Source organism: Neobacillus sp. NPDC093182 (assembly GCF_044754045.1).
Map to the genome: position 1 here is coordinate 248,389 of NZ_JBIVOI010000004.1, position 21,569 is coordinate 269,957.

At 38.5% G+C, this 21,569-nt stretch carries 14 protein-coding genes and 3 pseudogenes; 5 read left to right on the forward strand and 12 right to left on the reverse strand.

Translation table 11 applies throughout. The features are described from left to right. Positions 1 to 9: 9 nt before the first annotated feature. A pseudogene (locus ACIQAA_RS10300) lies at positions 10 to 705 on the reverse strand (LysR family transcriptional regulator). A gap of 142 nt (positions 706 to 847) precedes the next feature. On the opposite strand from ACIQAA_RS10300, the gene gdhA reads away from it, so the two are divergent. Continuing rightward, the gene (gene gdhA / locus ACIQAA_RS10305; RefSeq protein WP_402618519.1) at positions 848 to 2,230 is read left to right on the forward strand and encodes an NADP-specific glutamate dehydrogenase; all 1,383 of its coding nucleotides are present in this window, start codon (positions 848 to 850) and stop codon (positions 2,228 to 2,230) included. Between the two features lie 48 nt (positions 2,231 to 2,278). Here the strand turns inward: gdhA and ACIQAA_RS10310 are convergent. Next, positions 2,279 to 2,772: pseudogene (locus tag ACIQAA_RS10310) on the reverse strand (cation:dicarboxylate symporter family transporter); the annotation flags it as partial. A 48-nt stretch (positions 2,773 to 2,820) separates the two neighbouring features. Here ACIQAA_RS10310 and ACIQAA_RS10315 point away from each other — a divergent pair. After that, a pseudogene (locus ACIQAA_RS10315) lies at positions 2,821 to 3,536 on the forward strand (urease accessory protein UreH domain-containing protein). A gap of 34 nt (positions 3,537 to 3,570) precedes the next feature. Here ACIQAA_RS10315 and ACIQAA_RS10320 read toward each other — a convergent pair. From ACIQAA_RS10320 to ACIQAA_RS10335, 4 genes are all read right to left on the reverse strand, one after another. Further along, positions 3,571 to 4,164: a hypothetical protein gene (locus tag ACIQAA_RS10320; RefSeq protein ID WP_402618522.1), complete on the reverse strand. Its 594-nt coding sequence runs from the start codon at positions 4,162 to 4,164 to the stop codon at positions 3,571 to 3,573. A 12-nt stretch (positions 4,165 to 4,176) separates the two neighbouring features. Beyond that, complete coding sequence (locus tag ACIQAA_RS10325; protein WP_402618524.1) at positions 4,177 to 5,355, reverse strand: Alp7A family actin-like protein; 1,179 nt, start codon at positions 5,353 to 5,355, stop codon at positions 4,177 to 4,179. A gap of 395 nt (positions 5,356 to 5,750) precedes the next feature. Beyond that, positions 5,751 to 5,942, reverse strand: coding sequence for a hypothetical protein (locus tag ACIQAA_RS10330; protein WP_402618526.1), 192 nt, complete (start codon positions 5,940 to 5,942; stop codon positions 5,751 to 5,753). Between the two features lie 379 nt (positions 5,943 to 6,321). Beyond that, positions 6,322 to 6,783: a DUF3052 domain-containing protein gene (locus tag ACIQAA_RS10335; protein ID WP_402618528.1), complete on the reverse strand. Its 462-nt coding sequence runs from the start codon at positions 6,781 to 6,783 to the stop codon at positions 6,322 to 6,324. Between the two features lie 244 nt (positions 6,784 to 7,027). On the opposite strand from ACIQAA_RS10335, the gene ACIQAA_RS10340 reads away from it, so the two are divergent. Beyond that, positions 7,028 to 8,863: a M6 family metalloprotease domain-containing protein gene (locus ACIQAA_RS10340; RefSeq protein ID WP_402618531.1), complete on the forward strand. Its 1,836-nt coding sequence runs from the start codon at positions 7,028 to 7,030 to the stop codon at positions 8,861 to 8,863. Positions 8,864 to 9,197: 334 nt separating this feature from the next. After that, positions 9,198 to 11,567 carry an immune inhibitor A domain-containing protein gene (locus ACIQAA_RS10345; protein WP_402618534.1) on the forward strand — a complete coding sequence of 790 codons (2,370 nt, stop codon included), beginning with the start codon at positions 9,198 to 9,200 and terminating at the stop codon, positions 11,565 to 11,567. Between the two features lie 90 nt (positions 11,568 to 11,657). On the opposite strand, the gene ACIQAA_RS10350 is transcribed toward ACIQAA_RS10345, so the two are convergent. Continuing rightward, positions 11,658 to 13,787, reverse strand: a complete 2,130-nt coding sequence (locus ACIQAA_RS10350; protein ID WP_402618536.1) for a peptidase M6 — start codon at positions 13,785 to 13,787, stop codon at positions 11,658 to 11,660. Between the two features lie 317 nt (positions 13,788 to 14,104). Between ACIQAA_RS10350 and ilvA the strand changes: the two genes are divergently transcribed. Further along, entirely contained in the window at positions 14,105 to 15,283 is a 1,179-nt protein-coding gene (ilvA, locus tag ACIQAA_RS10355) for a threonine ammonia-lyase (RefSeq protein WP_402618731.1), read from the forward strand. Positions 15,284 to 15,325: 42 nt separating this feature from the next. On the opposite strand, the gene ACIQAA_RS10360 is transcribed toward ilvA, so the two are convergent. The 5 genes from ACIQAA_RS10360 to ACIQAA_RS10380 form a co-directional block, all read right to left on the reverse strand. Further along, entirely contained in the window at positions 15,326 to 16,261 is a 936-nt protein-coding gene (locus ACIQAA_RS10360; RefSeq protein ID WP_402618539.1) for an ABC transporter ATP-binding protein, read from the reverse strand. Then, positions 16,258 to 17,313 (reverse strand): ABC transporter ATP-binding protein, encoded by a 1,056-nt coding sequence (locus tag ACIQAA_RS10365; RefSeq protein ID WP_402618541.1) that lies wholly within the window; start codon positions 17,311 to 17,313, stop codon positions 16,258 to 16,260. Before ACIQAA_RS10365 ends, ACIQAA_RS10360 begins: the two co-directional genes overlap by 4 nt. A gap of 19 nt (positions 17,314 to 17,332) precedes the next feature. After that, a complete protein-coding gene (gene opp3C, locus ACIQAA_RS10370; protein WP_402618544.1) occupies positions 17,333 to 18,487 on the reverse strand; it encodes an oligopeptide ABC transporter permease in 1,155 nt (384 codons plus the stop codon). 1 nt (position 18,488) lies between these two features. Beyond that, positions 18,489 to 19,418: an oligopeptide ABC transporter permease gene (gene opp3b / locus ACIQAA_RS10375; RefSeq protein ID WP_402618547.1), complete on the reverse strand. Its 930-nt coding sequence runs from the start codon at positions 19,416 to 19,418 to the stop codon at positions 18,489 to 18,491. Positions 19,419 to 19,589: 171 nt separating this feature from the next. Further along, positions 19,590 to 21,260: a peptide ABC transporter substrate-binding protein gene (locus ACIQAA_RS10380; protein WP_402618550.1), complete on the reverse strand. Its 1,671-nt coding sequence runs from the start codon at positions 21,258 to 21,260 to the stop codon at positions 19,590 to 19,592. Positions 21,261 to 21,569: the final 309 nt, after the last annotated feature.

Genomic DNA, 21,569 nt, shown 5'->3' on the forward strand with positions numbered 1-21,569 from the left:
GTTGGGCTTTTACATTTGGTAGCGGTCCAATATTGAAAAGAAGTCTTTTAAAAAGTCATAGAAAAGTCTGACCGTAGGGAGCATTTTGCGTTCTCGCGGTATAATGACTCCGACCGTACGGCGGCTAACTTCAGGCTCAATAATCGGCACCTTTACGGTGGAACGAGGGAACCCATCCACCAGCGTAATTTCTGGAATTAATGTGATACCAAGGCCTGCTGAAACCAAGCCTTTTATGGAATCAATATCTACCCCTTCGAAGGACACCTTCGGCTGGAAACCCAGCTGTTCACAAGCTTGAACGATAATTTCTCTTAATATCTATTCCTTTGGAAACAAAACAAAGGCTTCCTCACGCAGCTAAAGGATGACTAGATGGTAATAGTGCCACAATATTATCTGTGAATAATGTTGTCCCCGCACCTTCTTCTCGTATTTCGGGATAGGTCCAATCAATGCCATATCGAAATCGCCATTCATAACCCCCTCAATCAACTCTTTGTATGTACCCTGTTTTAGTTGAAATTTCACTTGACATTTAACATTACGGCCTTCTCGGATGAATAAGTTAACGCCAAGTTCTTTTTAGAGGTTAAAGATTTGCCGGCTTACAGCTGATTGTGCTACGTGCAGCGCGGTTGCCGCCTCGGTAACATGTTCACGTTTGGCCACTTCCATAAAGTATTGGATTTGTCTTAATTCCAAAGGGCTCACCTCGAATCATCTCATTATGAGATGGATTTCATCTATTATTAGTATTGTTTAGATTATTATTTAATTATAAAATAATTGATATTAATAATCTAATTATTTAAAAAAATAACTTCCCATTAAAGAGGTGGATAGCTTGAAAACAATTGAACAGTTAAAACATGATGCGCAAGGCACAGCACTTCAATATGTGGATGAAGTGTTTAATAAGGTTGTATGCAGAAATACTTATGAATCTGAATTTCACCAAGCAGTTAAGGAAATCTTTGACTCCCTCATTCCTGTTTTTGCGAAACATCCCAAATACATGGAGCACAATATTCTTGAAAGAATCGTAGAGCCTGAAAGAGTCATTTACTTCCGTGTTCCTTGGGTTGATGATAAAGGGAAAGTTCAAGTAAACCGCGGCTTCCGTGTTCAATTCAACAGTGCAATCGGACCTTATAAAGGCGGATTACGCTTCCACCCATCCGTAAATGCCAGTATTATTAAATTCTTAGGTTTTGAGCAAATCTTTAAGAATTCATTAACTGGTCAGCCTATTGGCGGCGGAAAAGGCGGATCTGATTTTGATCCAAAGGGAAAATCAGATGGCGAAATTATGCGTTTTACACAAAGCTTTATGACCGAGCTTTACAGACATATTGGACCTGATGTCGATGTACCAGCTGGAGATATCGGCGTAGGTGCCCGCGAAATCGGTTATATGTTTGGACAATATAAGAAAATCCGCGGCGCCTATGAAGCAGGCGTGTTAACTGGTAAAGGACTTGGATATGGCGGTAGTTTAGGACGTACAGAAGCTACTGGTTACGGTACTGTTTACTTTGTAAACGAAATGCTTGCTGACAAAGGTGATAGCTTTGATGGAAGCACAGTTGTCGTTTCCGGCTCAGGAAATGTTTCTATTTATGCAATTGAAAAAGCTACTCAGTTAGGCGCAAAAGTTGTAGCCTGCAGTGATTCCAATGGATATATTTATGATCCATCCGGCATTAAACTTGAGACTGTAAAACGAATTAAAGAAGTGGAACGTAAGAGAATCAGCGAATATGTTCTTGAGCACCCAGAAGCTCAGTACTACGAAGGCTGCACTGGCATTTGGTCAATTCCCTGTGATATTGCTTTACCATGTGCAACTCAAAATGAAATTGATGAGGAATCTGCAAAAATCCTCGTTTCTAATGGTGTAAAAGCTGTTGGAGAAGGTGCTAATATGCCATCTACTCTTGAAGCAGTTGAGGTATTTTTAGAAAATGATATTTTATTTGCCCCTGGGAAAGCAGCAAATGCTGGCGGTGTAGCAGTATCTGCGCTTGAAATGGCTCAAAATAGCCAAAGACTTTCTTGGACATTTGAAGAAGTGGATGCAAAATTGCACCAAATTATGATCAACATCTATCGTAACAGTATGAATGCTGCCGAAGAATATGGCTACCCAGGCAACCTTGTTGTCGGCGCCAATATCGCAGGATTCTTAAAAGTAGCAGACGCAATGATTGCACAGGGCGTTATCTAAAAACATAAGGGTGCTCCGAGATGGAGCACCCTTATGTTTTGCAATTTTTTCAAGCCAATTCCTGCCTTCTACCATTCTCGAAACCATCATTCCCGCAACATTATCTCCACTTGCGTTCAGCATGGTCGCAGGAGGGTCAATTAATGTAGAGATTGCTGCGATGATGGGCAAGGCCTCAGGCGAGAATCCAAATAAACTCAAGATTAACATTGCCCCAATCATACCTCCACTTGGGATAGCTCCCATAACCGCTCCAACTAAAAGGGATATACTGATAATCAAGAAAAAGGTGCCAATCCCTGTGTTATTCATATCAAAGATTCCAAACAGAAATACATTTTTTAACACACCGCCAATAACAGAACCATCCTTTTGTAAGGCAGCTCCTAATGGAATGGTTGTATTCGAATATCTTCCTTGATTCCCATTCTTTTTGAAGCTTCTAGATTAACTGGAATTGAAGCGGCACTTGAACAGGTTGCAAGCGCAGTAATGGAAGGAGCCAGCACATTTGCTCCAAAACACTCTATAAATCCTTTTCTATGCTATAATTAGCCTAACAATTTATCAAAAATTAAGGGGGAGAATGGATGGAAATCGGTTTACTTTCCATACTTGGGTTGGGATTTGTTCTTGGTATCAAACATGCCATTGAGCCGGATCATGTTATTGCTGTATCCACCATCGCTAGTCAAAGTAAAAAGTTATTACGTTCGTCACTAGCTGGTGTGTTTTGGGGATCGGTCACACTGCAACATTATTTATTATAGGAATCGTCCTTATTCTTATGAAGGGTGAGATTCCGGAAAAATGGGCCATGTCATTAGAATTTTTAGTAGGAATCATGCTCGTTTATCTTGGTATTACTACTATTCTTTCCTTTAAAAATATTCATTTACATAAGCATGAACATAATGGTGAATTACATAAACATGTCCATTCCCATGAACATAGCGGCACACACGAGCACCGTCATCAGCATAAAAAAGTCTCCTACCTAAAATCTATGTTGATCGGGTTGGTGCACGGTCTTGCTGGAAGTGGTGCAATGATTGTTCTAACAATGAGTACAGTAAATAGTGCTTGGGAAGCCGCTGTTTATATCCTGATTTTTGGGGCAGGAACCATAATTGGGATGCTTTTCTTTACTACCTTAATTGGCATTCCATTTGTGTTTAGTGCGAAGAAGTTTAGTATAAATAAAACCCTTACACAGGTTACAGGTGTGATTAGTACTGTTTTTGGTATCTATTACATGTACAACCTAGGTATAACAGAGGGGTTATTTAAACTTTGGATACAGTAATAGAGAAAAAATGGACCTTATCGGGTCCATTTTTCTATTTATTCATACTCGCTAAAAATCCACCCAAGAGGTCATCTAAATCTGGCTCTTCCTCAACCTTTTCTTCTTGTATCAAAGGTTTGGCATTTTCCCAATCAAATTCATCTAAGTCATCATCCATATCGGATAAATCGATAGAAGCAGCCGTTTCCTCTACAACACTATCATTTTCTGGGTAGGAACTTATATCATGTTTCTCAGGAAATACTTCTTCTTGCAGGTATAAAGCTTCATCAATATCAACCGATCTGCTATTTAAACTTGCGAGCAGAGAAGTAGATCGAACGGGATCAGATATTAATTGATAGATGATACTCCCTAATAGGGCCTCTGAATGCTCGTGCTTCAGCCAGTCTCGCTGTGCCTTCGTCAGCTGTTTCGGCAGAGGAACGGTAATCATTTCGCGTTCTCTCGCATTTACGTTACCGACACCTTCCATTACAAACTCAGCGATTTTGCTTGAAAAATTTCTTCTTTCGGTTTCCTTTAATTTTTGCAGCTGCTTAATTAAATGGTCAGGTGTATCAGAAGGGACACGGAAGGAAATCGCCTGTCCCCGCTGAATTTCATTCGATCCAGCTTTTTTCATTTTATCACCCTATTAATTCGTAACAGGTTTTTTAGGTTGTTCAGCCTTTGGTTTCTCTGTTTTTCTAACGTAATCCATGATGAGTTTGTAATACGCATTTGCCATCATCCAAATACTCTCTTTTTCATCTTCAAAGAAATCAATATTAAAACCATCGAGATTATTATTTAATGTTTTAAGATAATCCTTTAATACGGTTGCACCACCGCCAACAAAGTAGCAAATTTCTGTTTGGGAGTTCTTTGACCAAACATTTCGTAATAAACGATATTGTTTCTTTGCTAAATCTAGTAAGATGCGGTCAGTAATATCGTGAACACTGGTCCTGCTACCTTTAACCATGATATGATTTCGGTCGTTTTTCTTCGTGATGATATCAACAACATCGCGGCGGCTGTCTAGTTCAACACCATGCTTTGTCCTAATTTCTTCACGGATTGCTTCCAATGATTCTGAAACCCCAAGATTAAAGCCTTGTGCCTTATCATCATCCACATTTCGATTTTTAATAACTGCAATATCTGTTGATAATCCACCGATATCTTGAATCAAGATACGCTTATCGATTAAATCCTTATTAATGATTTTTAAGTTATTATCCATAACTAGGTTAATATAGGCAGCAAAGCCTTCAGGGTATACTTTTATTTCATCAAACTTGATGTTTACTTTTAAACCCTGGTATTTAGGTGTAACAAGAAACTCTACTTGGTGAACAGAACCGATTAACTTCGAGCGGTAGCCAGCATCCTTCCCTTCCTTAACTTCACGAAGAGGGAGGCCTGTTCCAAGTGTGTAGTTCGCATCAATGACGTTTTTCGTTTGACGGAAATTGTTCTTATTTCCTTCCATCACCGCGTCCAATGCTAATGTAGTAAAAAGAAGAACTAAAGTTTGGTCTTCCTCTGACTTGCTGCTTCCAGGATCTAATTCAGTTCCATTAGAACTTTTTGTTGCGAGATTTCCAACACGATAAATAGCATTATTATCCTTCAAAGCAGGGGAGTGTACTCTAATATGAATACCATCCAGTGGATTTTTGTCATCTAATTCTTCAATTCCAATTACAGGGCGGTCTTCAGTATCCCTGGCAATAATATTAGGAATATTTAGCTCATATTCCATTTCTCCAAAAATCGCCTTAATCGAATCATTTCCAACATCAATAGCTGCAATTCTAGTATTATTCAAAATTGTCATCCTTTCATACTCTTAATTTAGATGTTAATGAAGATATGTATCTAACATTCTACTTTTAGATTATAGGAGATTGATAGATTCTTCAATCATGAAGTCCAAAAGAAATCAAAGTGTAAAATTGTAAACAATACGTAATCGTTGTACACACCAGCGTTTACATGTATACAAAACCGTACACATAGCTATATACCAATATGTGTACAGGTTTGCATACATGTAAACATTTTTGTGAACGCACTGTATACAAGATTGCAAACAAGTATACAGTTATTGTAAACACGTTTACGTATTTCGTATACAAAAGATAGACCCTCAATTGACGAGAGTCTATTACAGCTCTCTACGTTTTTTTTACCTACTTCTGTAACAGCAAAGGTTCGAACCATTTACTTAATTTGATCAGGTTGTTGGAACCTTAACACGGACCAGTCACCGTCAATGGTGATTTGTTGAACGAGCTCAAAGCCTTCTTCAGAGAGAATATCCCTATTTGGTTCACGGCTGCAATCCTTCCCTTTGTAGATACTCGATGATTTCTTTGGATAGCAGCAGCGCCAAAGTAAACCATCCTCTTTCAAATGAGTAACCGCATTTTTTGCATGTGATGGAAGTTTATGAGTACTTGTTCCAATTGCTGAGAAAAATCATACATCACCTGTTCATCCACTTAAAGGACTTCACCTTCAAATGCGCTCTAACCTCAGCATACGATTTTGGTACTTTAATCACTAATAGCAGCTGCTTTAATACTTGAAATTTATTTAATTGTTTTAATTAATTCCTTATACAACGCTGTCAAGTCTATGCGCAAGGCTCTATACCGGCATGTGTACAGCTTTGTATACGTATAAACGTTTTTGTAAACGCGATGTAAACAGACTCGTAAACATGTGCACATTAACGTAAACACGTAAACGTTTTTTGTAAACAAAAAAATAGACCCTCATTCAAGAGAGTCTATTCCTGCTCCGTACGTTTTTTACCGACCTCTGTTACAGCAAAGGTTCGAACCATTTTCTTAATTTTTTCAGGCTCTCTGAATCTTAATGCAGACCAGTCTTCATCAATGGCAATTTGTCTGACCGGTTCAAAACCTTCTTCAGAGAGCATACCTGTTACCGTATCACGGCTGCAATCAGAGCCTTTATAGGTTTTTGAAGATTTCTTTGGGTAGCATAGCCACAGTAATCCATCCTCGCTCACATAAGATACCGCGTTTTTAGCATGTGATTGAAGTTCTTGATTACTTATTCCAAATACTTGAACAAAATCATACTTCTCTAGCTCAGCCTGTTGATGAACCTCCCCTTCAAACGCTGCCTTAATATCGTCATAAGACTTTGGTGCATTGATTACTAATACCGGCTGTCCTTGATCCTTAAAATTCAACTTTTTTAAAACAGGAGCTGCTTCTGTCATCTATAAACCTCCCTCTCTTTCTATATACTCTCTATCTTAGCATAGACGTGTTTTCAGAACATTATTAGTATCTGCATCTTCGCATAGCTCTAGACTATTCCTTAAAACTACTATGACAAAATATTGCTAGAAATTAGGTATTTCGTCTTCCTAAATATATAACAAAATTGGGTCTTTTGTTTCTCTTTCATTTCTGATAATTCTGATATATTATAATTCTCAAATAATTTTAGGAGTGACGCTCATGTTAAAAGTACTATCAAAAACCGGTCTAATTCTAGCATTAGCTGGAAGTATTGTGGCAGCAGGCTTTCAACCTACTGAAGCACCATCCACAACAAAAAGTACATACACTATAAGTCCAGCTGATTTCGTTGGAGCTGCTCCAGAACTAGCTGCAAAAGCTAAGGAACTGGGAGTCGATTTATCAAAGGTCGACCCTGCAGAGAAGGCTAATATAGGAACTAAATTCCAGGAGCCAGGCGATAATCACGTAGCATATAAAGAGGCAACAGGTGATGTACCGGTTCTTGTTATTCTAGCAAAATATAAGGAAGGCGATGAACCAGTCAGCGACTATAAAGGACAAGTCCCTGCAAAATACTATGAGGATTTAATATTTGGAACAGAATATAATCCATATGAATTAGAAGCATTCAAACAATATGCTGAATATAACGGTGTGAAAGCTCCAACCGATCGTACTATGCAAAATGCTTATAAGGAGTCTAGTAATGGAGCTATTAATTTAGTTCGCAATGAAAACACCGAGTTTGTTTGGGTAGAACTTCCTAAAGGTGCTTCTTATTATTTAGACCAAGAAGGCAAGTATGCTGAAAACGGCAAATATGTACTAGGAAACGTTAACGGGGATGCTCACACAGGAGAATTCGTTCGTGACCTATTAAAAGCAGCAGATGACCAAATTGACTTTTCGAAGTATGCAGAAAACGGTGAAGTGCCAAACATTTTCGTTGTTCACGAAGGAACAGGAGCGGAGTGGAGCCAAGACCCAGCACAATTCTGGTCTCACAAATGGAGTTTATTAAGTGCCTTATACTATGGTAAATACTATGAAACTGGTAAACCAGCAGATGTTCATGCAGGTCTGAGTCAAAGTGCCTGGATTAATAAAACTGTTGCCGAAGATATGACATATGATGGCGTTGTTGTAAATAACTATAATATCCAGCCTGCTATTGGCGGTAACGTTGCCGGCTTCGACTTAACAACTGGCGGATATAACGAAGCCTTGAAAACCGGTCCATATCCTGCACAAGCTGGGGTATATGCTCATGAATTTGGACATGCATTAGGTCTACCTGACTTCTATGATACTCTTTATACTTCTGAAGGTGTTGGAAATTACTCAATGATGGCTGGCGGTTCTTGGATGCGCTATCCGGATAACAATGCCTATTCTGGTAACTCACCAACTCATTTTGATCCATTCTCAAAGATTTTCCTTGGATGGGCTGAGCCAAAAGAAGTTAAACCGACAGATGGAGTCCAAGAAATTACCTTACCGGCTATTAATAAAGCCAGTGCTACAAACGGTATCGTAAAGATGGAGGTTCCTGGATCTAACGGAACAGAGTATTTCTTATTTGAAAACGTACAGCAAGATGGCTTTAATAAAGGATTAGTCCGTCAAGGCGAAGATTCCCACGGTTTATTAGCTTGGCATGTAGATGAAAACATCATCAACCTATACCAAACTGCCGGCTTCCGTCCAAACAACGTTGAAAACTGGATGAACAAACGCTTCCAGTTTAATCAATCACAAACAGCAAGTGACGGCACTGTTGTAACACACTACGGATTATCTCTTCTTCAAGCAGATGGATTATATGAATTAGAAAAGAACTTAAACCGTGGTAACGCCGGGGACTTCTTTAAGACAGGCGCGAAGATCACACCGACCTCTTCAAATGTTCATACTGGTTCCTACTACTTCTGGAAGGGCTACAGCGCTACTCCAGCAGACTCTGGAATTCATGTAACGGATATTAAAGAAAATGCTGATGGTTCTATTACTGCTAAGTTCTACTATAGCTTTAGTGAAGCTAAGCAACAATAATATTTTACAAAAACCTGAGTTCAAATTGAGCTCAGGTTTTTTCCAGCTCTCCGTTACAATGAAAACCCTTTCGTATTATTCGTTTGGAACTTTTTGTAAAATAGTCCAGTTAATCCTCGAAGACTGTTGTCGTTTTTGGTAATATTACTTCTATTTTTGTAACTAGTTATTTTAATATTCACAATATTCAAACTAAATTATATCATCATATTACACTACTATATTCTTAGGGACTCGAACAATTTTAAGATTAGTAGATTCTTTTTATAAGGAGGTATGAGTACATAGTAGTAATCGGTTATAAAAGGGGTAAATAGAAAAAGGGAGGTTCTATATGAAGAAGAGAAAAATACTATCCACTGCCCTAACACTATCCTTAGGACTAGGGTTGTTTAATGTTGCCTCAGTCCCTCCAAATGCAAAGGCTACAGATTTTAAAGGCGCTACTTACGGTACTCCAATCGACTTGGGCATTGCAAACGATGAGAGATTAATAGAAATGCTCAAGAAAAACGGCACGATTGCTAAAAATGCTACCACTGCAGAGGCTGAAAAAGCGCTGCAAAAATTCTTAAAAAATAAAGCGGCCGGTGCAACAAAAGAAACCGGAGGGCTCCTTCAGCAAGAAAAAAAATTACAAAGTACTTTAAAGGATAATTTGGCTAAGGCCGGATTAACAAGTGGCAAAGGTAATAAACTCGGGCAAGCAAAGAAAAGCACTGTTGACTCAGTTAAAGTGGAATCTTGGACAGGTGGTAAACGAAAAGACAATGTCCTAGTCTTACTTATTGAATATCCTGATTTCCCTCACAATAGTATCGGTGAAAATGAAACAGATATGTATTATAAAGATTACACAAAACAGCATTACACCGACATGGTATTTGGTGATGATGGTTATACCGGGCCTAATGGTGAAAAGTTAATCTCAGTTAAACAATACTATGAACAACAGTCTGGGGGAAGTTATACCATTGATGGAGAAGTGGCGGGTTGGTACATGGCCTCTAAACCTGCTGCTGCATATGGTGGAAATAACTCTAGCGATAATGACAAAGATCCTCGTGGTCTTGTAACCGAAGCACTTAAAGCTGTTGCTGCAGATAAAACTGTTAACCTAAGCACGTATGACCAAGAAGACCGTTATGATTTGGATGGAGACGAAAATTATCGTGAGCCAGATGGACTAATTGACCACTTAATGGTAGTCCATTCAAGTGTCGGTGAAGAAGCTGGTGGCGGTTCATTAGAAGAAGATGCCATATGGTCACACCGTTCAAGTCTAGAAAATGTAACAACACTTCCTGGCACCACAACTGACGTACCTTACTGGGGAGGTAGGTTAGCAGCTTATGACTACACTATTGAACCTGCAGATGGTGCTGCAGGTGTGTTCGCTCATGAGTATGGGCATGACTTAGGACTTCCTGATGAATATGATACCATTTATTCTGGAGCTGGTGAGCCAATTGAGTATTGGTCTATCATGTCTGGCGGAAGCTGGGCAGGTAAAGTTCCTGGAACAGAACCAACTGGATTTAGCCCATATGCTAGAGAATTTTTACATGCCTCTATGCCAGGTAGTAATTGGTTAACTGGACTCACTATTAATCAAGCAGATGTAACCAGCAAAGGTACTGAAATTCTACTTGATCAAGCAAACTCAAAGGGCACAAATAATGACGCTGTCAGAATTGATTTACCTGAAAAAGTAAACGTGATTAACACCCCACCAGCGGGTGAATTCGAATACCATGGCGGTAAAGGTGATGAAGCCGACCATAAAATGGTAACAACGGTTGACTTAACAGGTGCTACTACAGCAACTCTTGATTTCGATGCTTGGTATAACATTGAAGAGAATTGGGATTTTGCAATGGTTCAGGTGTCAATTGATGGTGGAAGCACTTGGATTTCTTTATCAACACAAAAAACTACCTCTGATATTGTTGAAGATGGGTATCCAGCTATTAAAGCAAATCTCCCTGGATACACGGGTTCAAGTAATGGTTGGATTCATGAGAACATTGATTTATCTGCCTATGTTGGGAAGGAAATTAAGCTCCAGTTCCGTTCTATGTCAGACTGGGGAGCTAACTTAGAGGGCTTCTTTGTTGACAATATATCAGTAAAGGCAAATGGAACTGAAGTATTATTTGATGGGGCCGAAGGCGAAAGTTCATTTACACTAGATGATTTTGCTAAGCATAATGGTAAAACTGTAGCTACCCACTACTATCTATTAGAGTGGAGATCCCATAATGGTGTTGACCAAGGGTTAAAGAACATTCGCCGCGGAGCGAGTTTAATGAGCTATGACCCAGGTTTAGTTGTTTGGTATGTTGATGAAACTTATGGAGATAACTGGACTGGAGTACACCCTGGTAATGGTTTCCTTGGAGTTGTGGACGCTGATCAGCATGTCAATTCTTGGAGTGATAAAGCCCTTGGCTCTACTCGCTACCAAATGCATGATGCTGCATTTGGCCTAAACAAAACAGAGAAAATGTTCTTAAACTATCCAGGTCAATTTACTATGACCGATAACTTTACCCAACGTAACCCACTATTCGATGACAGCGCAGACTACAGTAACCCTGGTCTAGTTGACGCAGGACGTAATGTTCCAAAGTACGGATTAAAATTCCGTGTTGTTGGAGAAAGCTCTGATGGTACTGTTGGTAAAGTGTTAATATTTAAATAACTACTTTAGGTGACTCCGGTGCTTGCCGGAGTCATTTTTATAATAAAAAAACCGAATAACGACTATTTTAAGTCATTATCCGGTCTGTACTTACTTCTTCTTTGCAGAATTCTCTTTTAAATGAACTTCATATGAAAAGTCTACTGGATTTTTATCATCCGCAGGTGCTGCATAAGATGTGATCATATAGTTCTTACCATCTTTAAATAACTGTCTAAGAGTTAATGCATCCTCTTCTGTTACATTGAATGGATCAACTGTGATCACTTTGTAATTCGTCTTTGCACCCTTTTTATTACCAACTTCCTTTTCGTTGATAAATGTTACAGTGTAGTTTACATACTGTCCAGCTATCTCTTGTAAAGATTTAAAACCGTCTGTAGAACTGCCATCATTGCTATAACCGATTTCAGGAATTGCAATGTTATCAATGAACCAGCCACTATCAGTGTGACCCCAGTCTGTTAAGTATCGGAAGGAAACCAATACCTTTTGACCAGCGTACTCACTTAAATCAAACGATTCCTCTTGCCAAGTTTTTAAATTACCAGTAAAACCAGGTACGTTTTCTTTAATTTTAGGATAGCCTTCTTCGACAACGTCAGTGCGGGTGTTTTCGTTTGATAAGCTCTTCCAAGTCTTACCGCCATCCGTTGATACTTGAACCACTCCGAAATCCCACTGCTCTTCGATATCAAGGTAATTGTCAAAGTTTAATGTTGCTGTATTAACCCCTGATAGATCGGCTTCAAGGATAATTGCATTATCTGCTTCGTCTCCAGCGCTGCCCCACAATACTTTGTTTGTAGCATTTTTAGGGTCTGCAACTGATTGCCATGGAGTTGAAAGGAAATCTACTCCTTCAAAGGAAATACTTCTAATCTTATCTTGGAAATCTAACTCTTTAAAATCGCCGCCCCATGCTGGAACGCCTTCTTTTTCAAATTTAACTGCACCTTCATAGTCTACTGTTTTTCCACGTTTTGTTCCCTCATTGTCAACAACAAGGTTACGAAGGTCAATACTGTCAAAATTATATACTCCATTACCCACTCTATCAGAGTCTAATGCTAATGCAGTAATGAAGTTTTGATAAACTTGAGTGAAATCAAGATCATAACCATGTGCTTTTAATACTTCGTTAACACTATTAATTCCTTGTGTATCCTTCAAAGCTAAGTCACGAATAAACTCCTGACCGAACTTGTCATTCATATATAAGGTAAATAGGTAAACCTGGCCATAGTCAGCAATAGTTTCTGGTCCTGTTGTAGCACCAACGTGCTCATCCCAATTTACTAGTGAATTCTCTGGATGGTCTAAGTAGAAATTAATAGACCTATCATCATGTCCATATCCTCCGAGATATTCAGAGAAAGTAGACATTCCTTCATTTAACCATGTCTCTTCTGCGCCATCATTGTCTGCATGAATTAAATGCTGTAACTCATGAATCGTTGTTCCGAAGAAGGTAGACTCTAAACGAGTTTCCCAACTGTTTGTATCAATTGTAATGATATTTCTATCAATATAGTTTTCTAGCGTTTGCCAGAAGAAACCAGCAACAAAGAATGGATAACTAGGGTTAGTATAATTATCATCTTGGATATTATCGACTAACATGATAACCTTGTCGCTTCCCTCATAGTATCCAGCTGGAACATTTTTTCCAGCTAACGGGGATTTTGATCCATCATGAACGTCAGGTGTTCCAAAGAACGCTGTTGCTTTCGGATAAATATTTTTATCAAACTCATCTCGTAGTTTATCTACTTGCTCTTGTGTAACCACATGCGCCGGGCGAGAATCTCCTGCTGGGAATGCAAGGTCATTCGCTACCCAAATTTCAACATTTTCACCTACGCTGCGTAATGTAAATGGTTTGAACTTCAAATTTCTATTTAAGAATTGTTTCGTACCACCATCGTATGTAAAACTACTATTGGCAGTTGCACTACTTGATGATAGATCCTCATTAAAATTAATCTGTGCAGCTTGCTCAGCTATCTTCTTTTCTGCTTGTTTTAAATAGGAAGCGTCGTTAGCTAGTAGATTTAATTGACCATCAATATCTACACGATCTCCATAACGCTCTACGTCCCATTTTGGCGTTGTAGAAGCCGCAGCCTCTGCTTTTGAATTATTAGCTGATAAAGGAGCAAAAAGTGATAGAGCTAATGCACCAGTTGATAGAATGGATAATAATTTTTTCTTTTTCAACTTCTGGTTCCTCCCTTTTATTTCTATATGTTTTCCAAATAATAGTAACATATAGAATTTTTGGAATATATAGTTAATTAGATGCAAACACCTATTCCTAAAGTTCCAATTTTACTAGGATTTTCCATGTTCCTTTTTTCCTAAAAATTAGGATATTTATATCATCATCACTCCAACAAAAGTACTAAACCTCTATATTAATATTATTTCCCAGAAATAATTCATAGTTTACTTTTTAGCAGTACACCCTAAGAAAAAGTATGTAAACAGGAGGAAGAAATGTGAATGTAGATGATATTATCATTGCGAGGGAAAAGATGAAGGGGGTTGTCCATACCACGCCTTTAGACTACTCCAAGACATTTAGTCAGCTTTCTCATAATGAAGTATTTTTAAAGCTTGAAAACCTTCAAAAGACCGGGTCCTTTAAAGCGAGGGGTTCTTATAATAAACTCATTTCGCTGTCAAAGGAAGAACTGCAAAAGGGTGTAGTAGCTGCCTCAGCAGGCAACCATGCACAAGGGGTTGCTTATTCCAGCCAAATGCTTGGTGTAGACTGTACGATTGTGATGCCGAAGGGTGCGCCCCTTAGTAAAGTGCTTGCTACGAAACAGTATGGAGCACAGGTACTCTTAGAAGGAGCTACTTTTGATGATGCCCTTGCCTATACTTTAGAGCTTAAAGAGCAAAGGAACGCCACCTTTATTCACGCTTTTGATGATGAGGCAGTTATTGCCGGACAAGGAACAGTTGGATTAGAGATACTTGACCAACTTCAAGACGTAGAGGCTATTATTTGCCCTGTAGGAGGCGGCGGGCTGATTGCGGGAGTTGCACTAGCCGTGAAGGAGAAAAACCCCCATATAGCCGTATATGGAGTTCAGGCGCTTGCCTGCCCGAGCATGAAAACTTCTTTAAAAGAAAAGAAACCCGTGATGGTTGAATCCACTCCTACGATGGCAGATGGTATTGCTGTTAAAAAACCAGGACAAAGAACATTTGAAATCATTCAAAAGTATGTGGATGATATTTATTGTGTAGATGAAATGGAAATTGCCAGAACGATGCTCATGCTTTTAGAAAGAAACAAGCTGTTAGTAGAAGGCTCTGGTGCTTGTTCACTATCCTCACTTCTCTATGAGAAAGTAAAATTGAAGGAAAGAAAAGTAGTTGCGGTTTTAAGCGGTGGAAATGTTGATATGAATTTTATTTCAAGAATCATTGAACGCGGATTAGTTGAGTCGGGACGTTATGCTTCTTTTACCATTACCCTAAAGGATAAACCTGGCGAACTTCAGAAAGTATTAAGTTCATTAACCGATCTAGATGCAAACATTCAATCCGTCAATCTCAATAGAATGGGCAAAAATATATATCCAGGATATGCAGGTCTTGAAATTTCCGTAGAAACAAAAAACAACGAGCACATTGATATGCTGTATAAAGTCCTAAAAGAAAAAAATGAAAGTGTCGAGATGACACATTTTCAGTCATAAAAAAAGAGTGTTGATTTTTCAACACTCTTTTCTAATTGCTGCTTATTTATTTTTTTGCTCATTTTGGTATCTTTCAAATTCCTTTGCCGTACAACGTACAAAATGGCCTGGTGTAACTTCTCTTAGTTCAAACTCACCATCTGTATCATGTACAGTCGGATCATAGCTGATACGTTTACGCGTGCGCTCGTATCTTGGATCTGGAAGAGGAATAGCAGATAACAATGATTTTGTATATGGATGAATAGGATTGTTGTATAATTCATCACTTTCCGCTAATTCTACCAAGTTACCCATATACATAACGCCAATGCGATCGGAAATATATTTAACCATTGATAGGTCATGAGCGATGAACAGGTACGTTAATCCACGTTCTTTTTGAAGTTTCTTAAGCAGATTGACTACCTGTGCTTGAATAGAAACATCCAGTGCAGAGATAGGTTCATCGGCAATGATAAACTCAGGATCTACTGCTAGCGCTCTAGCAATACCAATCCGCTGTCTTTGCCCGCCGCTAAATTCATGTGGGAAACGAGTAGCATGCTCTTTGTTTAGACCTACCGCTTCTAGTAATTCTTCAACTTTCGCCTTGCGCTCCGCATCATTTTTTACTAGTTTATGAACGTCTAGACCCTCAGCAATGATATCCAATACCGTCATTCTAGGATTTAAGGATGAAGACGGATCCTGGAAGATCATTTGCATTTTACGGTTAAACTTAAGCAGTTGGGCTTTATTTTTCTTGCCGTGAACATCTTCACCAGCAAATTTAACTTCGCCGCCCGTTGCATCATAAAGTCTAATGATGGTTCTCCCTGTTGTAGACTTTCCACAGCCGGATTCTCCAACTAGACCAAAGGTTTCACCTTTATATACGTCAAAGCTAACACCATCAACAGCCTTGATCGTATTCTTTTTACCTACAGCAAAATGTTTTTGTAAGTTTTTTACTTCAAGTAGTTTTTCTCTTGTCACCGTTTTCCACCGCCTTTAGTACCTGTTTGAGCAAAACCTTGCATCCTGTGCTTAACAGCATCAGGCGGCTCAATTTTAGGCGCATCTGGGTGCAGCAGCCACGTTGCTGCATAATGTGTGTCAGAAACTTTAAACATCGGCGGTTCCATAACCGTATCAATTTCTAAAGCAAACTGATTTCTTGGAGCAAACGCATCCCCTACTGGAGGAGTAAGCATGTTAGGCGGACTGCCAGGAATAGCAAAAAGCTCTTCATCACTGCTGTCCAATGTAGGCATAGAACCGATCAATCCCCAAGTATATGGATGTTTAGGGTTGTAGAAAATATCATCTACTGTCCCAATTTCTACGATTTTTCCAGCGTACATTACCGCTACACGGTCTGCCACGTTTGCTACAACACCGAGGTCATGCGTGATAAAGATTATCGCACTATCGGTTTTTTGTTGAATACTCTTCATCAATTCTAAAATTTGAGCTTGAATGGTTACGTCAAGCGCAGTCGTTGGTTCGTCTGCAATTAAGATTTTTGGATTACATGCTAACGCAATCGCTACAACCACACGCTGACGCATACCGCCTGAAAATTGATGAGGGTATTGGTCTATACGTACATCAGGTCTCGGAATCCCAACAAGAGTTAGAAGTTCAAGAGCCGTTTTTCTTGCTTCTTGTTTGCTCATATTTTGGTGCTTAATCAGACCTTCAATAATCTGATTTCCAATTTTCATTGTCGGATTTAAAGATGACATTGGATCTTGGAAAACCATTGAAATGTCTTTACCGCGAATTTTTTGCATTTCCTTGCTTGTTTTTTTGGCAAGGTCTACTCCCTCAAGAAGGATTTGACCTTCTTTAATATAGCCATGCGGCTCTGGAAGGAGTCTCATGATCGCATTAGAGGTTACTGACTTCCCGGACCCAGATTCACCTACTATTGCCAATGTTTCACCTTTATTTAAATCAAAGGTAACACCTCGAACAGCATGCACTTCACCATTGTAGGTGTTAAATGATACTTTTAAATCTTTGACTTCTAATAATTTACTCATTTATTAAACACCTACTTTCTTATTTATGCATTTTCGGATCAAATGCATCTCTCAAACCGTCACCAACAATATTAAATGCAATCATAAGCACAGAAATTACAATTGCCGGGAACACAAGCATGTATGGATAAAGTCTGAGGTTATCAAACCCAAGGTCAATTAAAGATCCCAATGAAGCATCTGGAGGAACAATACCTAGTCCAATAAAGCTTAGGAATGCCTCAAAAAAGATCGCTCCTGGAACTGAAAACATCGTGTTAATAATGATAATACCGCTGATATTTGGAACTAAGTGTTTTCTAATGATGGTACCATTAGATGTCCCTAATGTTCTTGAAGCTAAAACAAACTCTTGGTTTTTTAGCTTTAATACTTCACCACGTACAATCCGGGACATACCAATCCAGCCAGTGATCGATAATGCAATGACAATCGAAATGATACCTGGCTTCAGAACGAGCATCATTAATAGGATAATAACTAGGTTCGGAATACCAACTAAAATCTCAGCAATACGCTGCATGACATTGTCGACTCTTCCGCCATAAAATCCGGATATCCCGCCATAAGCGACCCCAATAACAAGGTCAAGTACTGCGGCAACAAAAGCGATGATAAGAGAAACCCTTGTACCTTCCCAAAGTCTTGTCCATTGGTCACGGCCTAAGGCATCACTGCCAAACCAAAAATAGGTGTCTTTCATATCTTTCGCTTCATAAATATGATAGGTTGCTTTAACTTCAGCGGAATTTCTAGTGCCGTCACCTTTATTAATGACTTCAATATCAATAAAATCTTCTTTATTATCAAATCTTGCATTCGCTTTGGCAGTAGCCTGCTGAACATCTTTCCCTTGGAAAGTTCCACTTAACGTACCATCCAAACCAAGCCAAGAGACATTTTCTAAAGCAGGTACACGTGGAGGCATTTTTGCTCTTTTTAAATCCTGATCATCTGACCCAAAATCATTCATCCAAGGACCAGCAATACTCATGATAATAATAAACAGGATAAGAATCATGCTGAAAACAGCAGGCTTATTACCTAAAAGTGTTCTTTTCGCATCCTGAAAAAACGTTCTGCTTGGAGCTGAAATTTTTTCGCTCGTATCCTCTTTACGTACGAGAGGAACAAATAAATCTTTTGGTATATTATTTAGGTTATTTTTATCCATTTTATTTATTTCCTCCTGCTAGTCTAATCCTAGGATCAATTAATCCGTATAGGAGGTCAATGATTAAGATAATCACAATAAATCCGAAAGCAAATAACAATGTTGTACCCATTATTGTTGGGTAATCATTTACCATAACAGATGAAACGAATTGCTCACCAATACCAGGAATCGCAAAAATTTGTTCAATAACCATTGAGCCTGTCATTAAACCAACTGCCATTGGACCCAATACTGTAATTAACGGAATGAGTGCATTACGCAATCCATGTTTTAATATAATTCCAGCTTCAGAAACACCTTTAGCCCGAGCCGTAATGATGTAATTAGAGTGTAACACTTCTACCATTTCAGTTCTGGTGAAACGTGCCGCAGTTGCCATCGGGTGAATAGCCAAAGCGATGGTTGGCAAAATGGTATGTTCAAATTCACCCCAAAGCGCCACAGGGAACCAGCCTAACTTTACAGCAAACACATATTGCAATAATCCTGCAAATACAAACGAAGGAATCGACGTTCCTATAACCGCAATGATTGTCGATGAAAAATCAATCGGACTATTCCGGAAAATAGAAGCCATTAATCCGAGGAATATTCCCAAGATAGAACCTACCACTAATGCTTGAAAGCCTAAAAGTGCAGATGGCCCGATTCTGTCAAACAAGATTGTTGTAACCGGTGTATTATCAAATTTAAAAGATACACCCAAATCACCTTGTACAAGTCCGCCAAGATATTTGGCATATTGAACAGGTATTGGATCATTCAATCCATATTTTTCTAAAATAATTTCTTTTTGTTCTTCACTCAATTTATCTTCTGCGTTTAACGGACTACCCGGCAAAATCTTCATAAGAAAGAACGAGAAAGTCGCAATAATAAATAATGTTATTAGCATGTACCATACGCGACGTAGTAAATATCGAGTCATGTTGCACCTCCTAAATTTCTCTTTATTATAGGTTATATCGGTTCGATTATAAATTTTTGTTATAATCGGAATATTCATGTTCATAAGCCGAAAGAGAGTATATGCTTTAAAAGCATACACTCCCTTCAATTTTTATAAATAGTATCATTTATACTATTTTTTTACTGATTATTATTCTTCTGCACCAACACTAGCCCATTTGTACTCGTAAGTTGCTCCGAATGCGTTTGTAAACACACCCTGTACTTTAGGAGAAACTAATAGAGCAGATGCTCTTTGATATACTGGAGCGATTGCTGCATCTTCAAATAAGATTTTTTCTGCTTTTAAGAAGTTTTCATTACGTGCTTCTGGATCTTGAGCTAAAGTTGTTGCAGTTTCGTTTACTAACTTGTCATATTCTGGGTTAGAGTAGCCCATCTTATTGTTTCCACCATCAGTCAACCAAAGATTCATATAAGTATATGGATCAAGGAAGTCTGGTCCCCATCCAGCAAACTGCATGTCATAATCCATTGCTTTGTCTAATTCTAGACGTTGTTCAAATGGAACTTCTTTTAAAGTAACTTTTAAACCAGGCAGGTTAGTTGATAATTGGTTTGCAAGGTATTGGTTCATCATCTTAGAAACATCTGTGTCGCCGCCAAGCAATTCGATTTCAACTGAATCAGTACCTAGTTCAGTTAAAGCTTGTTCCCAGAATTTCTTTGCTTCTTTTACATTGAATTCCACAAGATCTCCGCTAACTTCACGGAAGTCTTTACCGTCTGGAGTTGGAACGAAATCTTTTGGTACTAAACCGTTAGCAACGATGGAACCGTTGTTTAAGATTTCATCAACTAGTGCTTGCTTATCAAATGCTCTAGAGATTGCTTTACGTACGTTTAAGTTCTTAAGAGCCGGATTTTTAGTTTGGTTCAGCTTAAGATAGAATACTGAAGTATCAGGTTCTACTGTGTAATCATCATGAGTTGAGTATTGGTCAACTAAGTCAGATGATAAACCAGCACGATCAACTTCACCTTTTTCATATAAGTCAACAGCTGTTTGTGCTTCTTTTACTACAACATAAGTCATTTTTTCTAATTTTACAGTTTTCGCATCCCAGTAATCTTCGTTCTTAACTAATTCCCACTCTTGAGCAGTACTAGTCCAGCTAGAGAACTTGAATGGTCCGTTAGATAATAATGTATCAGCGCTAGTAGCGAATGTATCACCTTTTTCTTCAACGAACTTTTGGTTCAATGGTAAGAAAGTACCGAAAGTTGCTAAAGATTCAAAGTATGGAGTTGCATTTTCAAGTTCAACAACTAGTTTGAAATCGCCATCAGCTTTAACACCTAATTGATCAACAGGAACTTCACCTTTGTTTACAGCAGTTGCGTTTTTGATAACGCCGCCCATCATGTATGGACCATATTCAGATCCAGTAGCTGGGTCAACTGCACGCTGCCAAGCATAAACGAAATCGTTTGCAGTTACAGGGTCACCATTTGACCACTTAGCATCTTCACGTAAAGTAAATGTCCAAGTTTTACCATCCTCACTTACTTCATGCTTCTTTGCAATACCTTCACTTACTTGACCCTTTTCGTCAAGACGGTATAGACCTTCCATTGTAGCACCTAAGAATTGGAAAGCATACTCATCAGTACCTAATGATGGGTCCATAGATGGAATAGTGTCACCATTAATAAAGTTTAATGTTTGTTCTACTTTTGGCGCATCAGCTGTATCTTTTGAATCATCAGCTGTTTCTTTGTCGCCGCCGCCTGAACATGCTGCTAAAAACATGCTTAGCACTAAGCTAAGGGCTAAAAGCCATGCATACTTTTTCTTCATAAAAAAATGACCTCCTATTGTTTTATTTTTCTGTCAATTCGCTCTTAAAAAAGAAGCTAAAGAAATCATACTATTTTTCTCCTACTCTTGTAAAGACTAAATATATCAAAGAGTCAAAAAATTATTATACCATTATAGATTACAATAACATTACAGTTGATATATCAACTCTTTTCCTCTTATTATTTGGAAAAAATTTATTTTAAAATAGGAATGCGCTTTCATAATTAAAGTAAAAAACGGATAAAGTATACTTTCTAAACGAGTTAGGTTAAAATACCTTTAATCTTCTTGTATGTTTAAAATAAT

Bases quoted from the DNA above. Each gene is read 5' to 3' on its own strand.
- ACIQAA_RS10320 (WP_402618522.1), bottom strand. From the start codon at position 4,164: ATGAAAAAAGCTGGATCGAATGAAATTCAGCGGGGACAGGCGATTTCC.
- ACIQAA_RS10335 (WP_402618528.1), bottom strand. From the start codon at position 6,783: ATGACAGAAGCAGCTCCTGTTTTAAAAAAGTTGAATTTTAAGGATCAA.
- ACIQAA_RS10340 (WP_402618531.1), top strand. From the start codon at position 7,028: ATGTTAAAAGTACTATCAAAAACCGGTCTAATTCTAGCATTAGCTGGA.
- ACIQAA_RS10345 (WP_402618534.1), top strand. From the start codon at position 9,198: ATGAAGAAGAGAAAAATACTATCCACTGCCCTAACACTATCCTTAGGA.
- ilvA (WP_402618731.1), top strand. From the start codon at position 14,105: ATGAAGGGGGTTGTCCATACCACGCCTTTAGACTACTCCAAGACATTT.
- ACIQAA_RS10365 (WP_402618541.1), bottom strand. From the start codon at position 17,313: ATGAGTAAATTATTAGAAGTCAAAGATTTAAAAGTATCATTTAACACC.
- opp3C (WP_402618544.1), bottom strand. From the start codon at position 18,487: ATGGATAAAAATAACCTAAATAATATACCAAAAGATTTATTTGTTCCT.
- opp3b (WP_402618547.1), bottom strand. From the start codon at position 19,418: ATGACTCGATATTTACTACGTCGCGTATGGTACATGCTAATAACATTA.
- ACIQAA_RS10380 (WP_402618550.1), bottom strand. From the start codon at position 21,260: ATGAAGAAAAAGTATGCATGGCTTTTAGCCCTTAGCTTAGTGCTAAGC.